Here is a 19,160-nt window from a genome sequence, read left to right as displayed (position 1 = left end):
AGAAAAAAACTCTAAAACGTTTTTAAATAAGCGTTTTTTAGAGTTTTTTTCCGTTATCACACTTTATTTTCTTTATTCCTTTAGTAAATTGATTAGTGATTTCTGGATCAATATTGTTCTACATTAACAGCTCCTTTTAAGTCATTAGCAATTTCATTAGAACTATTGGGATATGAGTGTCCATATGTTCCTAATAGTTTTTTCAAAGTCTACAAATGATTTTCAATTAAGATAGAGAAACTATCTTAATTAAATCTTTCTCATCGCGCTTCATCTTTCTAAAAACATAACTTTTAAATCGCTTATCAACATCACTATCATTTAATTTTCGAACCTTTTCATTAGGAATACCTAAAGTTTCTTCCAAAAACAATCGTTGTTGAGCTTTTGTAAAAGAATCTGGATTGAAAAAATATGTTGATTTACTAAAATTGTAACGAATTTCATAGTAGGTAGTAACAAACGATTTTAGTTCTCTTTTAAAATCAGTTATATACTTGTCTAAATTTTGATTCTTTGAAATTATTTCATCAATTTTCTTATTTAAGAAACTATCAAGATGCCATAATAATGTTTCATCATTAATCTGACTATAAAAAAATAACCAGCCAAATCTTTTTGTTTTATGTATATCATTATCAATTTCATTACTTATCGATCCAGTAATTAATTTATTTATCTCGTGAACAATTAAATTTTTATTAGAAGTTCCCTTATTTTTACTAAACTTATTCAATAAGGATACTATTTTTTTTTCTATCGCAATTTTTGATGTATATTTGACACTAGTTGTGTAAGCTGATTTATTTATACTTTTTTTAGATTTAAAAAAAGTATAACCCAAAAAAGTTATAGGCTTATTAGAAGTTAAATCATTAAGATATCCATCAATACATTTATTTTCATTTAAAATCAGCTGATAGTCACCTGTAATCGTCTCCCGTAAATCTGTTTTGATTTTATCTAAATCTGTTTTGTTACAAAAGATTAGAATATCATCAACATACCTACAATACATAAGATTATTCATTTTTAAATACTTAGAATCTAAATCCGAAATAAATATATGAGCTAATATATTTGAAATAGGTATACCCTGAGGAATCCCTACTTTGTTGACATAATTTGGACTACCTGTTGGGTTCTTAAGTGCTTTATCTATCAAATTCAATATTTTCTTAGATCGAATTTTAGTTTTTAGTTTTGTCATAAGTAGTTCATGTTTTATATTACCGTAAAAATTTTCTAAATCTAATTTTAGATATGAATCATAAATATCTATATTTTTTTGAATAGTTGATATATGTTTTTGTGGTATCACAGGCGAGGGAATATTATTAAAATAGCTATTAAGTAATTCAGTTAAAGTACGCAAACAGATTCTATCTTTTATCGTAGGTATAGAAATACACCTTGGGTTGGAAAATCTATTTTTTATAAGTAATAATTCTTTATAGGTACTAAATTTGTAAGTATCATTTAACACAGATTTTTTTATTTTTTTAACTATCATCTTTTCGTATTTTTTTAAGTAATAATAATTAGTATTATCTATTCCCGATGCAGTAGATGGGTTTAACGTTCTTTTAATTACATCATGAAGATATTTTTCTGTATAAAAAAAATTATAATATTTTTTACTCATATAAAATATAGTCCTTTCAAAAATAAGATGTATATATTTAAACATGTTGTTATTGTACAAAAAGTACTATATCAAAAATATGATATAAGACATCCCTCTATTTGGATGAATTTTAAGCTAGTTGAATAGTTATTGTCACAAGACACTATATACATCTTATTTCTATCATATATATTACCATACTTAATTCAATTAAGTATATCTGGATGTTTAAGTTATTAAAACAACTAATAGTAGTAGGAATATATCTTTTTTAAAATTAATGCAAGAGGTAAAATTGCAATTATAAGTAATATGAGTGAGAAAAATATTCTTTTGATAAGCAGATAATATTTAATATTATTAGACACATAAAAATTTTTTTTATTATTATTTTTCTTCTGTTGTTTTAAACAAAAAAGATAATAATCTTCACTATCATGATTTATAAATTCCTGTAATATTTGTTCATATTCTGTTTTATATTTATCCACATCCTCGGAAGAGACTTGTTCTTCATCCTTGTTATCTAATAAAAAAGTATTGATGTTATTCTCTAAATTTGACAACTGTAAATAACATTTAGTATATTCATCTTCTTTTTTAGAATAGTCTGCTTTATATTGAAATATATTAGCACTAGGTAGTATAAGTGTGATCATTGAAGAAAATAATGATAAATTAAATCCTGAATTATCATATATAGTTAAAAAAGACATTACTGCTAAGCTAGCAGAATAATATATTAAAAAGTAATTTATCCTAGTATTATTTTTTCGCATTTTTTCCGCAGAATCCATTCTAATTTTTTTAGTAACCCATATATTATTATAATTAAAATCCTTTAAGTCTTCTCTCAAACTTACACTTTGCTTATTCTCTGTTTCCATAAAAATTCTCCTTTATTAATATACTTTCGTTTATTTAAACTATAATTTAAAATAATAGTAAATGGATCTTTAAATATATTATAAGTGATAAAAATAATTAAAAACTTCGCATTTTATTTTGGCCTAAAATTTCTATATTCAATTTCATTTTTAATAGGGTTTCTTTATTAAAAATATGAATAATAGTAACTTCATACAAGTAGTTAAAGCATTTCTTTAGACAGTTTTTTACATTAATATATGTTATTGTTGCTGAATAAGTTACATTGTTTTTCGTATTATCGTTAAATGGAAAACTATGATATTTTCTATTTTATTTAAAATTTTATACAGCACAAAATATTTCACATAATTTATTTATAGACTATATTTTCACACTTAATATTAATTATACACCAATAATTGAATTATAATAAGTAAAAAGTAAACGTGAAAGAGAATAACTTGAAAAAAGTAAAATTGACAGATCCTCGATTACTAAAATATTACGGAAATTTTTTTCAGAGATTGAAATAATAAGTGTTAGTATTTTGTTTTACTTTATCATTCCAACTAATTAGAAAGTGATATGAGTAAATGCTACAACTAAAATATTTTTAACGCATAATCAAAGATTTCATTTAGAATAAAATGAACTAATAATTGATCATTAAAATACGAGAAAAAAATCTTTTCCGTTTTTTAGTGTGTATCTTAATTTATAGATTATTATCAAATGTTAAACCTATCTAAGTTGTGTTAAATAGGTTTGATTTTTTATTGTTTAGTTGCAGCTAAACTTGGAAAAGTCATATATACCCTTCCTTTCAATTATTTTACTACAAAAATATAATTTCTATCAGGTTTTAGAGGTATAAACTCTCGAACAAGTTCATAAAAATAACATTCTTTAAAATTAGAGTTTTATTCAATCTATTTCATTATCAAACAAATTTTCATTCATTTCTGGAAAATATAATAATTCAAGCTCAATCATATTAAACATAGTCGCTAATTTATGGAAGGTTTTTAATTTTGGAATTTTGATATTTGCTTCCATATTTTGTGAGAATTGAGCTAATAGTTAGTAATAGTCAACTCAGATGTAACATAATTAGTCAACTTAATTGTTTTAAATAAATGCTAACAACTGCCTATTTACTATTTGCTTACTTGTGAATTATCTCCTAAATAAAAATAAAATGTTAATACAAATTAAAAATATCAGCTTTTTCATATTATGATATAATTTCTTAAAAAGATAGATAAATGAGTCCATTATAATTCTGATGAATTGAGGTATAAAAATGTCTAATGATGTAATTTTTTATAACACTGAGGATGGATTAACAAAGATTGAGCTTCATCTTACGGATGGAACAGTTTGGTTGTCACAACTAGAAATCGCTGAACTTTTTCAAACAACTAAAAACAATATTAGCTTACACATAAAAAATATTTTTTCTGATAAAGAGTTAGCTGAAGAATCAACTGTTAAGGATTACTTAACAGTTCAAAAGAGGGAGAACGCGAAATCCAGAGATCAATTCGTGTGTATAATTTAGACATGATTCTAGCAATCGGCTACCGTGTTCGATCAGCTAGAGGAGCACAGTTTCGTCGCTTTGCATCCAATGTGTTGAAAGATTATTTAATTGAAGGAGCGCTCTAGACACAGACAAATTAACAAGTGATCTGAACTATTTTAAGCAGTTACAAAAAAGAATTCGTGACATTCGTTCAAATGAGCGTTTATTTTATCAACAAGTTCTGGATATTTTTGCCACTAGTATTGATTATGATGGTTCTAGCGACATAGCAAAAAAATTTTTCCAGACAGTCCAAAATAAGACGCTGTTTGCAGTGACAGGTCAAACCGCACCAGAGCTTATTTTCACAAGACTATACGAAATTTAAAGTTAACAAATTGCAAGGGAAAATATCCTCGTAAATCAGACTTGAAAATATCCAAGAATTATTTGAATGAAAAAGAATTAACACGATTAAACTTGATTGTATCTGGTTATTTAGATGCAGCAGAATATCAAACAGAAACTCAGACTACTATGACGATGGAAGATTGGAAAAACGAATTGGAAAGATATTTGATCTATCAGCGTGCAGATATATTAAAAGGGAAAGAAAAAATCAACCGAGATATCGCTAATTCTAAAGTTGATAGCGAGTATACAAAATTAAAAAAAAGAAAATCATGAAATAGCCCCAGTTGATCTAGATTATTTTGAGGCATTAAATCAAAGAGCAAAAAAACTCAAAAAAAATAAGTACTTTAAATTTAAGAAATCACTTATCAATAAATCCCCCAATGACCCCTTCTGCTATTAAAGGATTCTATTGGAGGATTTTTTTGATTATAACTATTTTAACGAACAAATAAATATTTTATCATTACATTTAATCTGATATAATAACAGATAAGTTGAGTCATGGCTAAAGCTCTGAACAAGGGGTTGATGCCATAAAGATATGTCTTTATAGCTTTTGTCCTGCTTTATTTAATAGGAAAGGCTATCCTTGAAGGATTGGTTAAAAGAAATCACTTCTAAAATTATAGTAACGCTTGTTGCTTACTATATTGTAGAAGCGATTAAACTCTTAATTCTATTCATCTTGAAATAAAAAAAGACCACTATCTTCCCGACTAAAGTTTAGATAGTGGCAATTGTAAAAAAATATCGAGCTTTAGTCAAAACTCAATATCAAAGTCAGTGTTTAAGCACTGGCTTTTTATACTATAAGTAATATTACTTGTTATTATTATATAAGTATTACGACATAAATGTCAATCAAAGGATAAACACTCTAGTTTATTATTTACGATCTCAAAACCACATAACTTTTACACATCGAGTATTCTACAAAACATAGGTACGGAATTTACTAACTCACTATTTTATCTACGTATTGAAAGGTTGTATTCTCTTCACTCAAACTAAATTAGTTTTAAGCTCTTGCATTGCTTAAATCAATACAGTTAGTATAGAATAAAGTGATTATCAAGGAGGAAAAAAAGATGAATGAGTTCATACAAAAAATGACTGAACATGTTTCTGTAAGAGACTTCAAAGATACCCCACTATCCCCAGAAGTAAAGGAAACTTTAGTAACGGCTGCACGAAGTGCTTCTTCTTCTAATTTCGTTCAGGCTTTTTCGATTATTGAAATTACCGATGTTGCATTAAGAGAGAAGCTAGCTACGATTACAAATAGTGCGGCGTATGTACAAAAAACGGGAACGTTTTATGTGTTTGTTGCAGATTTATACCGTCAAGCTAAACTGCTAAATGATGATCATAAGAACTTAGATGGTTTAAGTAACATGGAGTCTTTACTCGTCAGTATTGTTGATACTAGCATTGCAGCACAAAATATGGTCGTGGCCGCTGAATCAATGGATCTAGGTATTTGTTATATCGGTGGGATTCGGAATGATATACATAAGGTCGCTCAATTGTTGAAATTACCGAAATATACGATTCCTTTATTTGGTTTAACCATTGGTATTCCTGCTAGTAAAAATCAAGTTAAACCGAGATTACCAGAAGAAAATCAAGTGAGCGAAAATTATTATCCGACAGAAGAATTCTCTGATTTAACTTCCTATGATACACTTTCCAATGACTATTATGCGGACAGAGGATCGAATCAGCAACAAACCACTTGGTCCGAAAAAAATAAAACATTTTTTGAAGAAATTAGACGTCCAGAAATTGCCGATTTTTTAAGAGAACAAGGTTTTCGTTTCGAATAAAAGAGAAGGTGGGTCAATAATCAGATTTTTTTCTGACTATTGCCCCACCTTCTCAGACTAACAGATTTAATTTTATAAATACTTGGTTTCACTCAAATTTTGTTTAAATTAACTTATTTTTACAATAATAAAATCATCAATCACTTCGACACCAAATTCAGTATCCTCGGTGAACGTTGTCTTATTTTTCCAGTATTCATCATATTGTTCACGTGTAGATGATTTAAAATTAATTCCCATAATTCGCATAATTTCTAATATACCATTAGTTATATGGTAGGCACTACCATCTCCACTAAGGCCAAATTTGAACATTGATAAACCAACAAGTTCATTTTGTACACTAAGATTAAAAGCATTTTTTGAACTAGAAGATCCTAATATAATCAAATGATACGATGAAGGATTTTCCAGATGTAAATCATCAACCGCAGATACAATCCTCATAATTGTTCGTTGATCTTCTTCAAAAGTCATCTGTTCTGAAACCACTAAATTGCTGCTAGTTTTTACTTGATTAAAGGAGAAAACCGCAACCATAATAACTATCGTATAGTTTAGAACTTTCTTATTAAAAAATAGACTAGCGTAAAAAAGTAGAAAGGCTACCATAAATGGAAACTGTGGAACCATACTTCTAGGAAGTGGTGTTGTTGCTGTGGCAAAAATCATGCCTAATCCAGAAAATAGCAACGTGAAAAAACAAATGGTTACCGCAATTAAATTTTTATTTTTAGTAATAGCCAATCTTATCAAAATGATAATCATTAAAACAATTCCAAAAAGTAACCCAAAAGTATAAACATTTGCTTGATTGCCAAAGTTTGGCATTAAAATAACTCGTTTCAATGATTTTAATAATGAAATGAATGCTTCTTTAAAAGGGACTTTAAACCATAACATCATTGCACTTTCATGACCTAGTCTTGGAACATTCAATAGTTTACCAACTAATTTATCCACTAAGATATAAAGAATCAAACTAGTTATAGCGGTCGCAACATAGGGAATAGCAACCTTCACTAGATCAAAAAAACGAACAACCGAATTAGTAGCGTAGTTGTTATACACTTTAATTGACAAAATCGCTACTGCAATCCCTACAAAGTAAAGGGCAAACGATTGATAAATACTAATAGAAAAAACTAAAAGAGCAATCGAAAGCACAAATTTCAAGACGCGAATTTGTTTGTTTTCACTACTACTCTCGAGTAAAATTGCAGCAAGTAATACAAGAATCATTCCAATTGCAAATTCAAAATTTTGTAGCACAAAATAAAATTGATACACAAAAACTTGACTAGTGATAAAAATACTAGGAATAATATAGATTTTTTTAGTTTTTCTGATAAGTAATTTATCAAAAAAATAGCACAATAAAATACTACTACAAGCAAAAAGTATAAAAGTTAATATGTTTAACAGATAGATATTGGTAAATGAGCCCCAGAGGTATTTTTTGATAAATACTTCACCAAACCGACCAATAGAAAGCCAATGCCAAAAATAGTTTTTTTGATTTGAAATATAGGCATTCGTATCCATTCCATAACTATAATTTACAATTTTAATTCCATAAATTGCAATTGTTAAAAAGAACGTATAAAGTATTAAAGCAATGTTAGTTGAACAAAATTTTTTAAAATCTTTTAATTCCTTAGTCAATAAATACACCTCATAAAAAACTTATTTTTAAATAATTATTTAACTATACACTCTATAGTAGCTGGCAAGAAGAAGTCCGTGATTTTAACTATTTTCTCAATTAGCGGTTACAAGAGTATAGTGTTCCAAAGAGTTTTTAAATCCTTTAAATTGTTTAGTAGTCAAAATGAAAGCTTAATAGCTCAGATGCTTCTTTTATTAGCGTAACAATGACTGCTAAAATTGACTAATTCTTTATATTCATCTTTCTTTTTAAAGAATCACTACAATTTTTCAATTGCTTTATAAATCCAGTCTAAGAAACTACATTTCATTACTGCTAACTTATTTTAACAATAATAAAATCATCAACCACCTCTATACCAAATTCAGTATCTTCACTCAAGGTTGTCTTATTTTTCCAGTATTCATCATATTGTTCACGCGAAGGAGCTTTATAATAAATACCCATGGATTTCATAATATGTAGTATATTGATGTTTATATGGAAGGCACTACCATCTCCACCAAGTCCAAATTTGAACAAGGATAAACCAACGAGTTCATTTGGGGCAGTGAGATTAAAAGGATTTTTCGAACCCGCAGATCCAATTATTACCAAATGATACGAAGATGGGTTCTCCAAATGCAAATCATCAATCGCAGATACAATTCTCATAATTGTTCGTTGATCTTCTTCAAAAGTCATCTGTTCTGCAACCACTAAATTGCTACTAGTTTTTACTTGATTAAAGGAGAAAACCGTAACCATAACCACTATCGTATAATTTAAAACTTTCTTATTAAAAAATAGACTAGCGTAAAAAAGCAGAAAGGCTACCATAAATGGAAACTGCGGAACCATACTTCTAGGAAGTGGTGTTGTTGCTGTGGCAAAAATCATGCCTAGTCCAGATAATAGCAACGTGAAAAAACAAATGGTTACCGCAATTAAATTTTTATTTTTAGTAATAGCCAATTTTATCAAAATGATAATCATTAAAACAATTCCAAAAAGTAACCCAAAAGTATAAACATTTGCTTGATTGCCAAAGCTTGGCATTAAAACAATTTGCTTCAATGCTTTTAATAATGAAATGAACGCTTCGTTAAACGGAACTTTAAACCATAACATCATTGCACGTTCATGACCTAATCTCGGAACATTTAGCATTTTACCAACTAGTTTGTCCAATAACGTGTAGAGAATCATACTAGTTAGAACAGTCGCAATGTATGGAATAGCAGATTTCACTAAATCAAAAAAGCGAACAAACGAATTAGTGGTGTAACTGTTATACACTTTAATTGATAAAATCGCTACTACAATTCCTACAAAGTAAAGGGCAAGAGATTGATAAATACTAATAGAAAAAACTAAAAGAGCAATCGAAAGCACAAATTTTAAGACGCGAATTTGTTTGTTTTCACTACTACTCTCAAGTAAAATCGCAACAAGTAATACAAGAATCATTCCAATTGCAAATTCAAAATTTTGTAGCACAAAATAAAATTGATACGCAAAAACTTGACTGGTGATGAAAATACTAGGGATAATATAGATTTTTTTAGTCTTTTTAATAAGTAATTTATCAAAAAAATAACACAACAAAATACTACTAAAAGCGAAAAATAGAAAAGCCAATATATTTAACAGATAGATGTTTGTAAATAATCCCCAGAGGTATTTTTTGATAAATACTTCACCAAATCGACCAATAGAAATCCAATGCACTAAATATTTTTGTTGATCTGTAATAAAAGAGTTAGAGTCCATTCCATAACCATAATTCGCAATCTTGATACCATAAATTAAAATCGTTAAAAAGAACGTATAGAGTATCAAACCAACATTGTTTGAACAAAATTTTTTGAAATCCTTAATCAATAAATACACCTCGTTAAAAAAGTTTAGTTTCAAAATTAATACTTAACTATTGAATTAGAGCTAATAGCTTAGGCATATCTTAGTAAAGTTTGTTATCCCCTTTAATTTTTTGTTGAATTTTCAAGCTCCTGTAGAATTAAATTATAGATTTGATCTGGTTAAAAAACTTTCAATCTAGCTACTAAGGTTCAAGTTACTTCTTCAACATTTGCGTCAGCACACATTTATCCTTAATAATGTATGATAGCCTTTATGAAAAGAAGCACAATCCTAAACCTATACCCACTTGATTCAATTTTTTCTCTAGCAACGTCACATTTATGCTTTTCACTCATCAATATCTAGAAAATAAATACTTAACGAAACAAAAAATACTAGTGTATTAGGAATCATCAATCACAAAAAAAGGCATAGCCCAAGTATCGCTTGGTTATTTTCTCTTCATAAAAAGCTAAATGAAAGACAATTTGTAGAGCTTACTACTATATCGCTATATGTCAAAAGCATCATAATCCATGACAAAAAAACGACTACCAAGAATCGACTAGGAAGTTTTTTTCGAGCAATTGGGGTTCACAATATTATTCAAACAGTATGGGATACTATTACACTACATTTTCTTTTTTGATTTCCAACTAAATTTCTGAAAAATCCAAATATCTTAATCATTTCCAGATACTCTCTAATCATATTTGAACAATTGAATAGATGTCAAGAGCAAATTCACAAAAAAGGAGAGCAGTTTGAACATTTGAAGAGTAATGTCATTTTTTCTATTCGCAATACTAGTGAATACTGATAGAATACTTATTTATGTCATTTTATCTTAAAATTCAGTAAAAAAGTCTTTGCTTTCATAAATAACCATAATACTCAACATTTATAGTACGCTTTATAAGGTCTTCCTACTTTTGTATAAATCACTTCATTGCGAACATACTGGTTCTCTTCAAGGTACGCGATATATTTTCTGATAGAGACATGTGAAAGTTCACTTTTATCCGCGAGATCTTGGATTGTGAACGGTTGGTGCATTTCTTGAATTGTTGCTTTGACATGATCCAGTGTTTCAATTGAAAGTCCTTTGACTAATTCTTTCGCAGGATCTATCTCAGCAGGTTCTTGATTATCTTGCCCTTTTATCAGTTGATCGATCGTCTCTTGTTGTACATTTGCTTGATTCAAAGCATTCTTACGCTTGAAAAATAACGAGATACTTTGTTGAAAGCGTTCATTGGTAAAGGGCTTAATCAAGTAATCGACTACGCCCAAATGCAGCCCTTCTTTTACTGTTTTCGCTTCACTAGCTGCAGTAATCAAAATAACTTCAGTTGTCTGTCTTTCTTTACGAATTTCTTCTAATAATGCTAAGCCATTTCCATCTTTTAAGTGGATATCTAATAAAATTAAGGCAATTTCTTTTTCTCTTAATAATTTCTCTGCACTAGAAACAGAATTTGCTGAAAAAATTTCTTTGAATTGGCCTCCTTTTTCCAAATAATTTCGATGAATAAATTCTACCATTGGGTCGTCTTCTACTATTAATATATTCATTTTTTCACCTCATGATAGTGCGTTTTTAATACGAGTACAAATAGGTTGTAATGTGTTTCCGTAGTAAATACAGCATCGTTGTCGACTAGCATTTGTTGAAAGTAATTGTTAGCCAAATTATTTTTTAGCTGTACACATTGTTCTTCCGAAAGATCGATATAGTAAATGGTTTGCAGTTGATCATTTTCATAATGGATTTCCATTCGTAGTTCCTCTGTTAATGTTACTTGTAGTAAAACATGGTGAATATAGCGGTAAAGATCGATCAATGCTTTTGCTTCAGCCGCATTATAATTATTAGGGATCTCTGGCGAAATTTCTATCAACAAATTGGTTTTTCGTTCTAAAAACTTTTGTCGTTCACCAATTAAAAATCCAGCAATCTGCGGATTTTGTACTAAAAAGGATAATCGATGAGAAAATTCCTTTTCTGGCGTTAGGATATCGTCTAAATAGATTTTTAATTCATCATAAGCCTCTAAATCAGCAAGTCCGTAAATCACATGCAATTTGTTCATGAATTCATGTGATTGAGATTGTAATGCACTGGCATAAGCGGTCGTATTAGCGAGTTGATCGATAACAAATAGTGATTCTGTCGCATTTCGTAAAAAAATGATCCACCCAATCCGCTTATTATTAACGACGATCGGAGCACAAGAAAAAAGGTAATCTTGCCCGTTTTGTCGATACAGTTGTTCGATTGTTTTATCTAAATCAATACTAGTAGTATCCAAAATAAGATTATTTAAAAATAGTCCCTCTAATGGTGTTTTTTCACCACTATGTTGCCAGTATAATTCGTTTGCTGCGATATTAGATAATTTTATTCGTTTTTCTAAATCGATAACAATAACAGCGTCTTTCGTTTCATTCAACATAGCATTTCGTTCTTCTAAAAGACGAGCAATTTCTTTAGGTTCAAGGTTTCGTAATTGTCGTTTTAGGTAATAAGCAAGACAAGAGGCAGCTAAAAAACCAACAGCAACACTCATCAGTAGAGCGACAGTATATCCTTGTCGAGAATGTTTGATAATAGTACTTAATGATTGTACTTTGATCCCTAAAGCAACGACGCCAATTTGTTGACTCTGATCACTTTGTGAATAAACCGGAACAAATCCTCGTAACGATTCTCCCAAGGTTCCTTTACTGATTGAGATATGTTTTTGACCTTGTAATGCAGTAGACTCATCCCCACCCTCAAAGTGTTTGCCAATCAATGAACGATCTGGATGTGTGAGTCGAAGAGTGTCCATATCCATAATAACTACAAAATCTAAATGATGGATTTTCGCAATATCTATTGTGTAAGCAGTTAATTGTTCATTTGGTTCATCAATGGTCAAGGCCGCTAAAACCTGTGGATCGATTGCTAGTTGTTCTCCGATCGATAGTAGTAATTTTTCTTCTTGCGAACGAATAAAGCGAGCATTTTGATACAAAATCAAGCTATATAAAATCGATGTCACGATAATAAGCGCCCCGATAAAAACAGCTGTCAATAAACTCCATAAACGTGGCCCATTTTTCATAGGGCACCTCCTTGTCTCATAGAGTATAGCATAAATTTTTAGAGGCTTAATTGAAAACGGTCACTTTAATAAGTTTAGTTACTTAAATTAATTGAATAATCTTAAATTCCTACAAATATTGGCTTATGATGAGCATGTAAGCGGATACCATAAGCTACGGATAAAAGAAATAGTGCAATTAAGTTAGGGAGGAAATATCGTGGAAAAAAAGATGGATTTAAAAATGGCAGTCAAGAAGGAACCAACCTCTGCAGTAGCTACTGAAGGGAAACAATCAAGTAAATGGATGAAGATCATGGTAGGATCAGTTCCACTACCTGTATATGTGGTGTTGTCCGCTGTCATTGTGACAACAGGCTTATTACAGCAATTACCAGTCAACATGCTAGGTGGATTTGCGGTGATTTTAACGTTAGGTTGGCTACTGGGAACTATCGGTGCAACTATTCCGTTTCTAAAAAATTTTGGTGGTCCAGCAATTTTATCATTATTAGTTCCTTCAATTTTAGTTTTCTTTAATTTAGTCAATCCAAATATTTTAGCTTCAACGGATATTTTGATGAAGCAAGCAAATTTTCTTTATTTTTATATTGCATGTTTAGTCTGCGGGAGTATTTTAGGAATGAACCGGAAAATTCTCGTTCAAGGGTTAATGCGTATGATCATTCCAATGATGATTGGAATGATTTGTGCGATGGGTGTAGGTACTTTAGTAGGCGTGTTATTAGGTCTTGATTGGCAACATACTTTATTCTTTATTGTTACACCTGTGTTAGCTGGCGGCATTGGGGAAGGAATCTTACCTTTGTCCCTTGGCTATAGCGCAATCACAGGAATTGGTAGTGAACAATTAGTCGCACAGTTGATTCCGGCAACAATTATCGGTAACTTTTTTGCGATTATGTGTACTGCATTATTATCTCGTTTAGGAGAAAAACGTCCAAACTTATCTGGTGGTGGTCAACTTGTTAAAATGAAACAAACCGATGATATGAAGGATGCTTTGAAAGATGACTCTGGAGAATTAGATATCAAAAAAATGGGAGCAGGTGTTTTGACTGCTTGTACATTGTTTATTGCGGGTGGTTTACTGCAACACTTAACTGGATTTCCTGGTCCCGTACTGATGATTGTTTTAGCTGCTTTCTTAAAATATTTAAATGTTGTACCAAGAGATACAGAACGTGGTTCAAAACAATTGTACAAATTTATTTCAGGCAATTTTACCTTCCCATTGATGGCAGGACTTGGTTTGTTATATATTCCGCTAAAAGATGTCGTGGGAATTCTGAGTGTTCCTTACTTCTTAGTCGTAATTAGTGTTGTCTTCACTGTCATCGCAACTGGTTTTTTTGTTTCTCGATTTATGAATATGTACCCAATCGAAGCTGCAATTATTTCTGCTTGTCAAAGTGGTATGGGCGGAACAGGAGATGTTGCGATTTTGAGCACAGCGGATCGTATGAACTTAATGCCGTTTGCTCAAGTTGCGACACGTCTGGGTGGAGCAATCACGGTAATTGCAATGACCGCCATTTTGAGAATGATCTTTTAGAGTTAACTAAAAATTAATGATGTAATTGGATAAGAATTTGAGGAGGAAATAGAAATGTCAGAAGATGTGAAAGAGTTAGCGTTAAAACAAGCGAAAGAACACGGTGGAAAATTGGAAGTGGTGTCTAAAGTAACCATCGATGACCGTAGAGATCTAAGTATTGCCTATACACCTGGAGTTGCTGCTGTTTCTTCAGCAATTGCCGAAGATAAAAATTTGGCTTATGATTTAACGACCAAGAAAAATACTGTAGCGGTTATCAGTGATGGCTCAGCGGTATTGGGATTAGGTAATATCGGTGCGGAAGCAGCCATGCCCGTAATGGAAGGAAAAGCTGCCCTATTCAAACGTTTTGCCAATGTCGATTCGATTCCCCTTGTATTGGATACACAGGATACCGAAGAAATTATTCAAATCGTTAAAGCTCTTGCGCCAACATTTGGTGGCGTGAACTTAGAAGATATTAGTGCGCCACGCTGTTTTGAAATTGAACAACGTTTGAGCGAAGAATGTGATATTCCTGTATTCCATGATGACCAACATGGAACAGCCATCGTTGTTTTGGCTGCCGCCTTTAATAGTTTGAAATTAATCGGGAAAAAAATCGAAGAGGCAAAAATTGTTGTTAATGGCGGCGGTTCAGCAGGTTTGTCTGTCACACGTAAGTTTTTAGCAGCGGGTGCGAAGAATGTTATTGTTGTTGATAAAGTAGGAATCTTAAACGAAAATGATGATTTACCACCACATCATTTAGATATTGCTAAAGTAACAAATCGCGATCATTTATCAGGTGACTTGAAAACAGCGTTAAAAGATGCGGATATTTTTGTCGGTGTATCGGCTCCAGGCGCATTGAAAAAAGAATGGATCAAAGAGATGGCTGAAAAACCTGTGATTTTTGCTATGGCGAATCCAATTCCTGAAATCATGCCAGATGAAGCATTAGAAGGCGGCGCTTATATAGTCGGCACAGGTCGAAGTGATTTTCCAAATCAGATCAACAATGTTTTAGCTTTCCCAGGAATTTTTAGAGGGGCATTAGATGCACGGGCACGCAAAATTACAGTTGATATGCAAATTGCTGCGGCAAAAGGCATTGCACAATTGATTTCTGATGAAGAATTAAGCACAACAAATATTATTCCTGACGCATTTCAACCAGGCGTAGCAAAAGTTGTAGCTGCTGCCGTAAGTGATGCAGTAGTTGAAAAGGTTTAAAAGATTGTCGGTAAAAAGATAAAAACTTTATTTAACAAATACATTTGATAAATACTATGAACTAAATGTTGTCACTAGAATAAGCTGAAAATCACCAAAGATGATAGTTGATTTTCGGCTTGTTTTTTTGATAAAAAAATGATTAAGTTGATTTTACAAACAAGTTTCCAGAAAGTTTCTATCCTTATTCGTTCATCTTGTGTAAAGAAGTTGTAGCTCATTTTCGCTCGATTCTTATAGCTCTTTCGTTGAAGCAATTTTGAGTGATGTATAAATGACTCTTTTAATGGTCGATCTTACCTTTACAATCAATCCACTAAAAATCGTCTTAAATGCTTAGCCGTATATGAATTAGGACATTCAACAAAATCGACAGGATAGCCTTGAAACAATAGCTTTCCTCCTAAATTTCCTCCTTTTGGTCCAAGATCAATAATCCAATCCGCTTGACAGATAATCGATAAATTATGTTCCAGCACAATTAGGGTATTCCCTTGCGCAATCAACTCATGAAAAAGAGTAATTAAACTATCTATATCTGATTCATGTAGTCCAGTACTTGGTTCGTCTAAAATGACAATATCAGACGATTTATTGGTTAACATTTGAGCAATTTTTAATCTTTGTAACTCTCCTCCAGAAAATGAATCAAGTGTTTGACCAAGTTTTATATAAGAAAGATTTGCTTTGATAACAGAATCTAATGTTTTTTTGATCAGTGAATTGTCATGAAATAAATCCATTGCTTCTTTCGCGGTTAAATCAAAAATTTCACCTATATTTTTTCCTTTATATCGATACGAAAGTGTCTTTTCGTTAAAACGTTGTCCCTGGCATTTTTCGCAAACCTGTTGAGAATCTCCTAAAAAAGCCAAATCAAGTTTGATAAAACCTTTCCCTTTGCATTCAGGACAAGCACCTTTTCCAGTTACGGAAAATAATGAACGATCTACTTTATTTGCCCGACTAAAGATTTTTCTGATTTCATTAAATATATTCAAATAAGTAGTAATATTTGAACGATTAGAGGCATGAGGCAAACGTTGATCTAAAATCGTTGCATTTGAATACTTACACTTAAAAAGTTGTCTAATTAGTGTACTTTTCCCAGATCCAGCAACGCCAGTTACTACGGTTAATGCATCCTTAGGTAGTTTAATTGAAATATCTTTAATATTATTTTTCGAAGCATTCTCAAGTGTAAAATAAGTTGGAAAACTTTTTTTGGTTTTGTTAATCGTATGTTTTTTTAAAAATGCTTTAGCCGTAATTGTATTTGATTTTAGTAATTCTTCAAATGAACCTTGAAATGTTATATTTCCTCCAGCAATCCCCGCTCCTTCCCCAAAGTTGATTATTTCATCCGCAATAGCTATCATATCAGGATCGTGATCCACAAATAAAACTGAATTTCCTTTGTCTTTCATTCTTTTGAGGATATTATTAATTCCTTTAATATCTTGCGGATGCAACCCAACACTGGGTTCATCAAGTATATAAAGAAGGTCCGTTAATGAACTATTCAAGTATTTTGTCATCTTGATTCGTTGTGACTCGCCTCCAGACAAGGTGCTTGTGGTTCGATTTAACGTTAAATAATCTAAACCTACTAGACATAAACTCTCTAATTTCATAAGCAATTCATTCGTAATAATGGTTACTTTTTCTTCATGAATATGCTGAACAAACTCCAGTAATTCAGGGATAGGCATAGAACAGCAATCTGCAATAGACTTTCCTGCAATTTTTGCACGTAATACGTCTTCATTTAAACGGGTTCCATGACATACTGGACAACTATCTGTCGTTAAAATTTTATCCAACTCTTTATTATATTTTGTGTTCTCTGCATAAACAAAACTTTCCATGATTCGCGGTACAATTCCCATGAAATTTGCTGTTTTATGCCATTTTTCACTCGGTTGATCAGGCTTTATTTTTGTAGAATATAAAAGAAGGTCGAGTTCTTCTTTTGAATACGTCGAAATTTTTTTATCGTTGTCAAAAAAACCGGATTCTGTATATCTCGATAGTCGCCAACCATTCTTTTGAAATGTAGGAAATTGAATCGCATTCTCATTTAAGGACTTATTGAAATCAATTAGTTTTTCGATATTAATTGATTTCGCCTCCCCCAAGCCTTTACAATAGTTGCACATTCCTTCTGGATTATTAAAGGAATATTTCATAGAGTAGCCAATAAATGGTATAGCAATTCTCGAGTATAGTAACCTTAAACTAGAATAAATATCCGTAATTGTGCCGACTGTTGATCTAGCGTTTCCATTAATTCTTTTCTGACTTACGACTAAGGAAACTGGGAGATTCGTAATAGAATCAACAATTGGCTTTTTGTACTTAGGAAGTAAATCTTGAATGTAACTTGAATAGGTTTCATTTAGTAATCGTTGTGATTCACTAGCTACGGTGTCAAAAATCAAGGAGGATTTTCCCGATCCAGAGACACCAGTAACAGCAATTATTTTGTGTTTAGGTATGTCTACAGAAACAGTTTTAAGATTATTCGTTTTTGCGTTTTTGATGTTTATATACTCACTCATGACTATCCACTCGTTCCTTTCTTAAACTGTTAGACAATTTAGTTGCTAGTCTAGAAAATTCTTCTTGCTCTACTTTAGTCAATGCTTTCAACGCTGTTTCGTATAATGCTTGATGTTTTGTTGAACAATCTCCTAAGAATGATTTTCCTTCAATAGTGATAGAGGTCTTCAACTCCCTACCGTCTGATTGATTCGGTAATTGTTGGATATAGTCCATTGATTTTAAACTCTTTAATGCTTTTGATAATTTTGTTCGTGAAGTGCCTAAAATAATGCTCAAATCGGAAGGCAAAATTTCACCTTCTTTTTCTAATTGATATAAAATATCATATTGTAACCAAGAAATATTTTTGGGGTTAACAAGTGTTCTTTCTGCGACCATTTCGCATTGTAAATCTATTAAAGATGCTTTTAAATCCATTATCATTTCCTCCTGATTATAGTTTCTTTATAGAAATTATATCAAAAAAGAAATCATTTTCAAAGGTATTGTTTTTGATGGTTTTCTACTACTTCATTTGGTTTATTCAATTAGTTAAAAACGCTTGTTTGATAAGGCATATTAGTGAAGCGAAAAACGAATGCAAAAACAGATTCTGCTCTTCTCATAAAAAAAGAGGTTGGGACAGAAGTGCTAAGCTCCGAGAAATAAGACGGAATTCACGAAAATGACAAGAAACACGAAAGGTATCCTTTCGATGTTGAATGATTCCTACTTGGTGTTCTTCAAATTTTTGTGAATTTCAGCTTATTTCCGAAGGAGTTACTTCTGCTTCCACCGTTTATTCGGAAAATCAAGAGATTAAATATAACTTTTTGAGTTATGTCCCAACATCATAAATGAGAAAATTTAAAAATTGATCTGCTTAATTATTAAAGAACATATCCAGTTTTTTTATCGTAACCAACATTCTATCCAAATTAATTGATTTTCTTGTTT

Annotated in this window: 13 protein-coding genes and 2 pseudogenes; 7 read left to right on the top strand and 8 right to left on the bottom strand. The window is 31.0% G+C overall.

From position 1 onward, the window contains the following. Positions 1 to 226 precede the first annotated feature (226 nt). Both ACYSNW_RS07950 and ACYSNW_RS07945 read right to left on the bottom strand, forming a co-directional pair. Positions 227 to 1,645 carry a reverse transcriptase domain-containing protein gene (locus tag ACYSNW_RS07950; protein ID WP_461743950.1) on the bottom strand — a complete coding sequence of 473 codons (1,419 nt, stop codon included), beginning with the start codon at positions 1,643 to 1,645 and terminating at the stop codon, positions 227 to 229. Positions 1,646 to 1,872: 227 nt separating this feature from the next. Continuing rightward, positions 1,873 to 2,514, bottom strand: coding sequence for an SLATT domain-containing protein (locus ACYSNW_RS07945; protein ID WP_461743949.1), 642 nt, complete (start codon positions 2,512 to 2,514; stop codon positions 1,873 to 1,875). 1,286 nt (positions 2,515 to 3,800) lie between these two features. Between ACYSNW_RS07945 and ACYSNW_RS07940 the strand changes: the two genes are divergently transcribed. The 4 genes and pseudogenes from ACYSNW_RS07940 to nfsA all read left to right on the top strand — a co-directional run bounded on the left by ACYSNW_RS07940 (position 3,801) and on the right by nfsA (position 6,265). After that, positions 3,801 to 4,058, top strand: coding sequence for a hypothetical protein (locus ACYSNW_RS07940; protein ID WP_461743948.1), 258 nt, complete (start codon positions 3,801 to 3,803; stop codon positions 4,056 to 4,058). 2 nt (positions 4,059 to 4,060) lie between these two features. Next, entirely contained in the window at positions 4,061 to 4,165 is a 105-nt protein-coding gene (gene rhuM / locus ACYSNW_RS07935) for a RhuM family protein (RefSeq protein ID WP_461744111.1), read from the top strand. A gap of 23 nt (positions 4,166 to 4,188) precedes the next feature. Next, positions 4,189 to 4,709 (top strand): annotated as a pseudogene (gene rhuM, locus ACYSNW_RS07930) (RhuM family protein). An 818-nt stretch (positions 4,710 to 5,527) separates the two neighbouring features. Continuing rightward, positions 5,528 to 6,265 (top strand): oxygen-insensitive NADPH nitroreductase, encoded by a 738-nt coding sequence (gene nfsA, locus ACYSNW_RS07925; protein ID WP_461743947.1) that lies wholly within the window; start codon positions 5,528 to 5,530, stop codon positions 6,263 to 6,265. Positions 6,266 to 6,373: 108 nt separating this feature from the next. Here nfsA and ACYSNW_RS07920 read toward each other — a convergent pair whose 3' ends face one another. From ACYSNW_RS07920 to ACYSNW_RS07905, 4 genes are all read right to left on the bottom strand, one after another. Further along, on the bottom strand, positions 6,374 to 7,930 hold the full coding sequence (locus ACYSNW_RS07920) for a glucosyltransferase domain-containing protein (RefSeq protein ID WP_461743946.1): 1,557 nt from the start codon (positions 7,928 to 7,930) through the stop codon (positions 6,374 to 6,376). Between the two features lie 319 nt (positions 7,931 to 8,249). Then, on the bottom strand, positions 8,250 to 9,797 hold the full coding sequence (locus ACYSNW_RS07915) for a glucosyltransferase domain-containing protein (RefSeq protein ID WP_461743945.1): 1,548 nt from the start codon (positions 9,795 to 9,797) through the stop codon (positions 8,250 to 8,252). 873 nt (positions 9,798 to 10,670) lie between these two features. Next, positions 10,671 to 11,351, bottom strand: coding sequence for a response regulator (locus ACYSNW_RS07910; RefSeq protein ID WP_461743944.1), 681 nt, complete (start codon positions 11,349 to 11,351; stop codon positions 10,671 to 10,673). Continuing rightward, positions 11,348 to 12,886, bottom strand: a complete 1,539-nt coding sequence (locus ACYSNW_RS07905; protein ID WP_461743943.1) for a Spo0B domain-containing protein — start codon at positions 12,884 to 12,886, stop codon at positions 11,348 to 11,350. Before ACYSNW_RS07905 ends, ACYSNW_RS07910 begins: the two co-directional genes overlap by 4 nt. A gap of 286 nt (positions 12,887 to 13,172) precedes the next feature. Here ACYSNW_RS07905 and ACYSNW_RS07900 point away from each other — a divergent pair, with 286 nt between their 5' ends. Both ACYSNW_RS07900 and ACYSNW_RS07895 read left to right on the top strand, forming a co-directional pair. Beyond that, positions 13,173 to 14,441: a 2-hydroxycarboxylate transporter family protein gene (locus ACYSNW_RS07900; protein ID WP_461744110.1), complete on the top strand. Its 1,269-nt coding sequence runs from the start codon at positions 13,173 to 13,175 to the stop codon at positions 14,439 to 14,441. 54 nt (positions 14,442 to 14,495) lie between these two features. Next, positions 14,496 to 15,659: an NAD(P)-dependent malic enzyme gene (locus ACYSNW_RS07895; RefSeq protein WP_461743942.1), complete on the top strand. Its 1,164-nt coding sequence runs from the start codon at positions 14,496 to 14,498 to the stop codon at positions 15,657 to 15,659. A 308-nt stretch (positions 15,660 to 15,967) separates the two neighbouring features. Here the strand turns inward: ACYSNW_RS07895 and ACYSNW_RS07890 are convergent, their stop codons facing one another. Next, positions 15,968 to 18,220 carry an ATP-binding cassette domain-containing protein gene (locus ACYSNW_RS07890; protein ID WP_461743941.1) on the bottom strand — a complete coding sequence of 751 codons (2,253 nt, stop codon included), beginning with the start codon at positions 18,218 to 18,220 and terminating at the stop codon, positions 15,968 to 15,970. Next, the gene (locus ACYSNW_RS07885; protein WP_461743940.1) at positions 18,213 to 18,641 is read right to left on the bottom strand and encodes a MarR family winged helix-turn-helix transcriptional regulator; all 429 of its coding nucleotides are present in this window, start codon (positions 18,639 to 18,641) and stop codon (positions 18,213 to 18,215) included. Before ACYSNW_RS07885 ends, ACYSNW_RS07890 begins: the two co-directional genes overlap by 8 nt. Positions 18,642 to 18,840: 199 nt before the next feature. On the opposite strand from ACYSNW_RS07885, the pseudogene ACYSNW_RS07880 reads away from it, so the two are divergent. Further along, positions 18,841 to 19,040: pseudogene (locus tag ACYSNW_RS07880) on the top strand (hypothetical protein). Positions 19,041 to 19,160: the final 120 nt, after the last annotated feature.

This window comes from Enterococcus sp. LJL99 (assembly GCF_054871725.1).
This window is presented reverse-complemented; position numbering and strand designations above follow the sequence as displayed.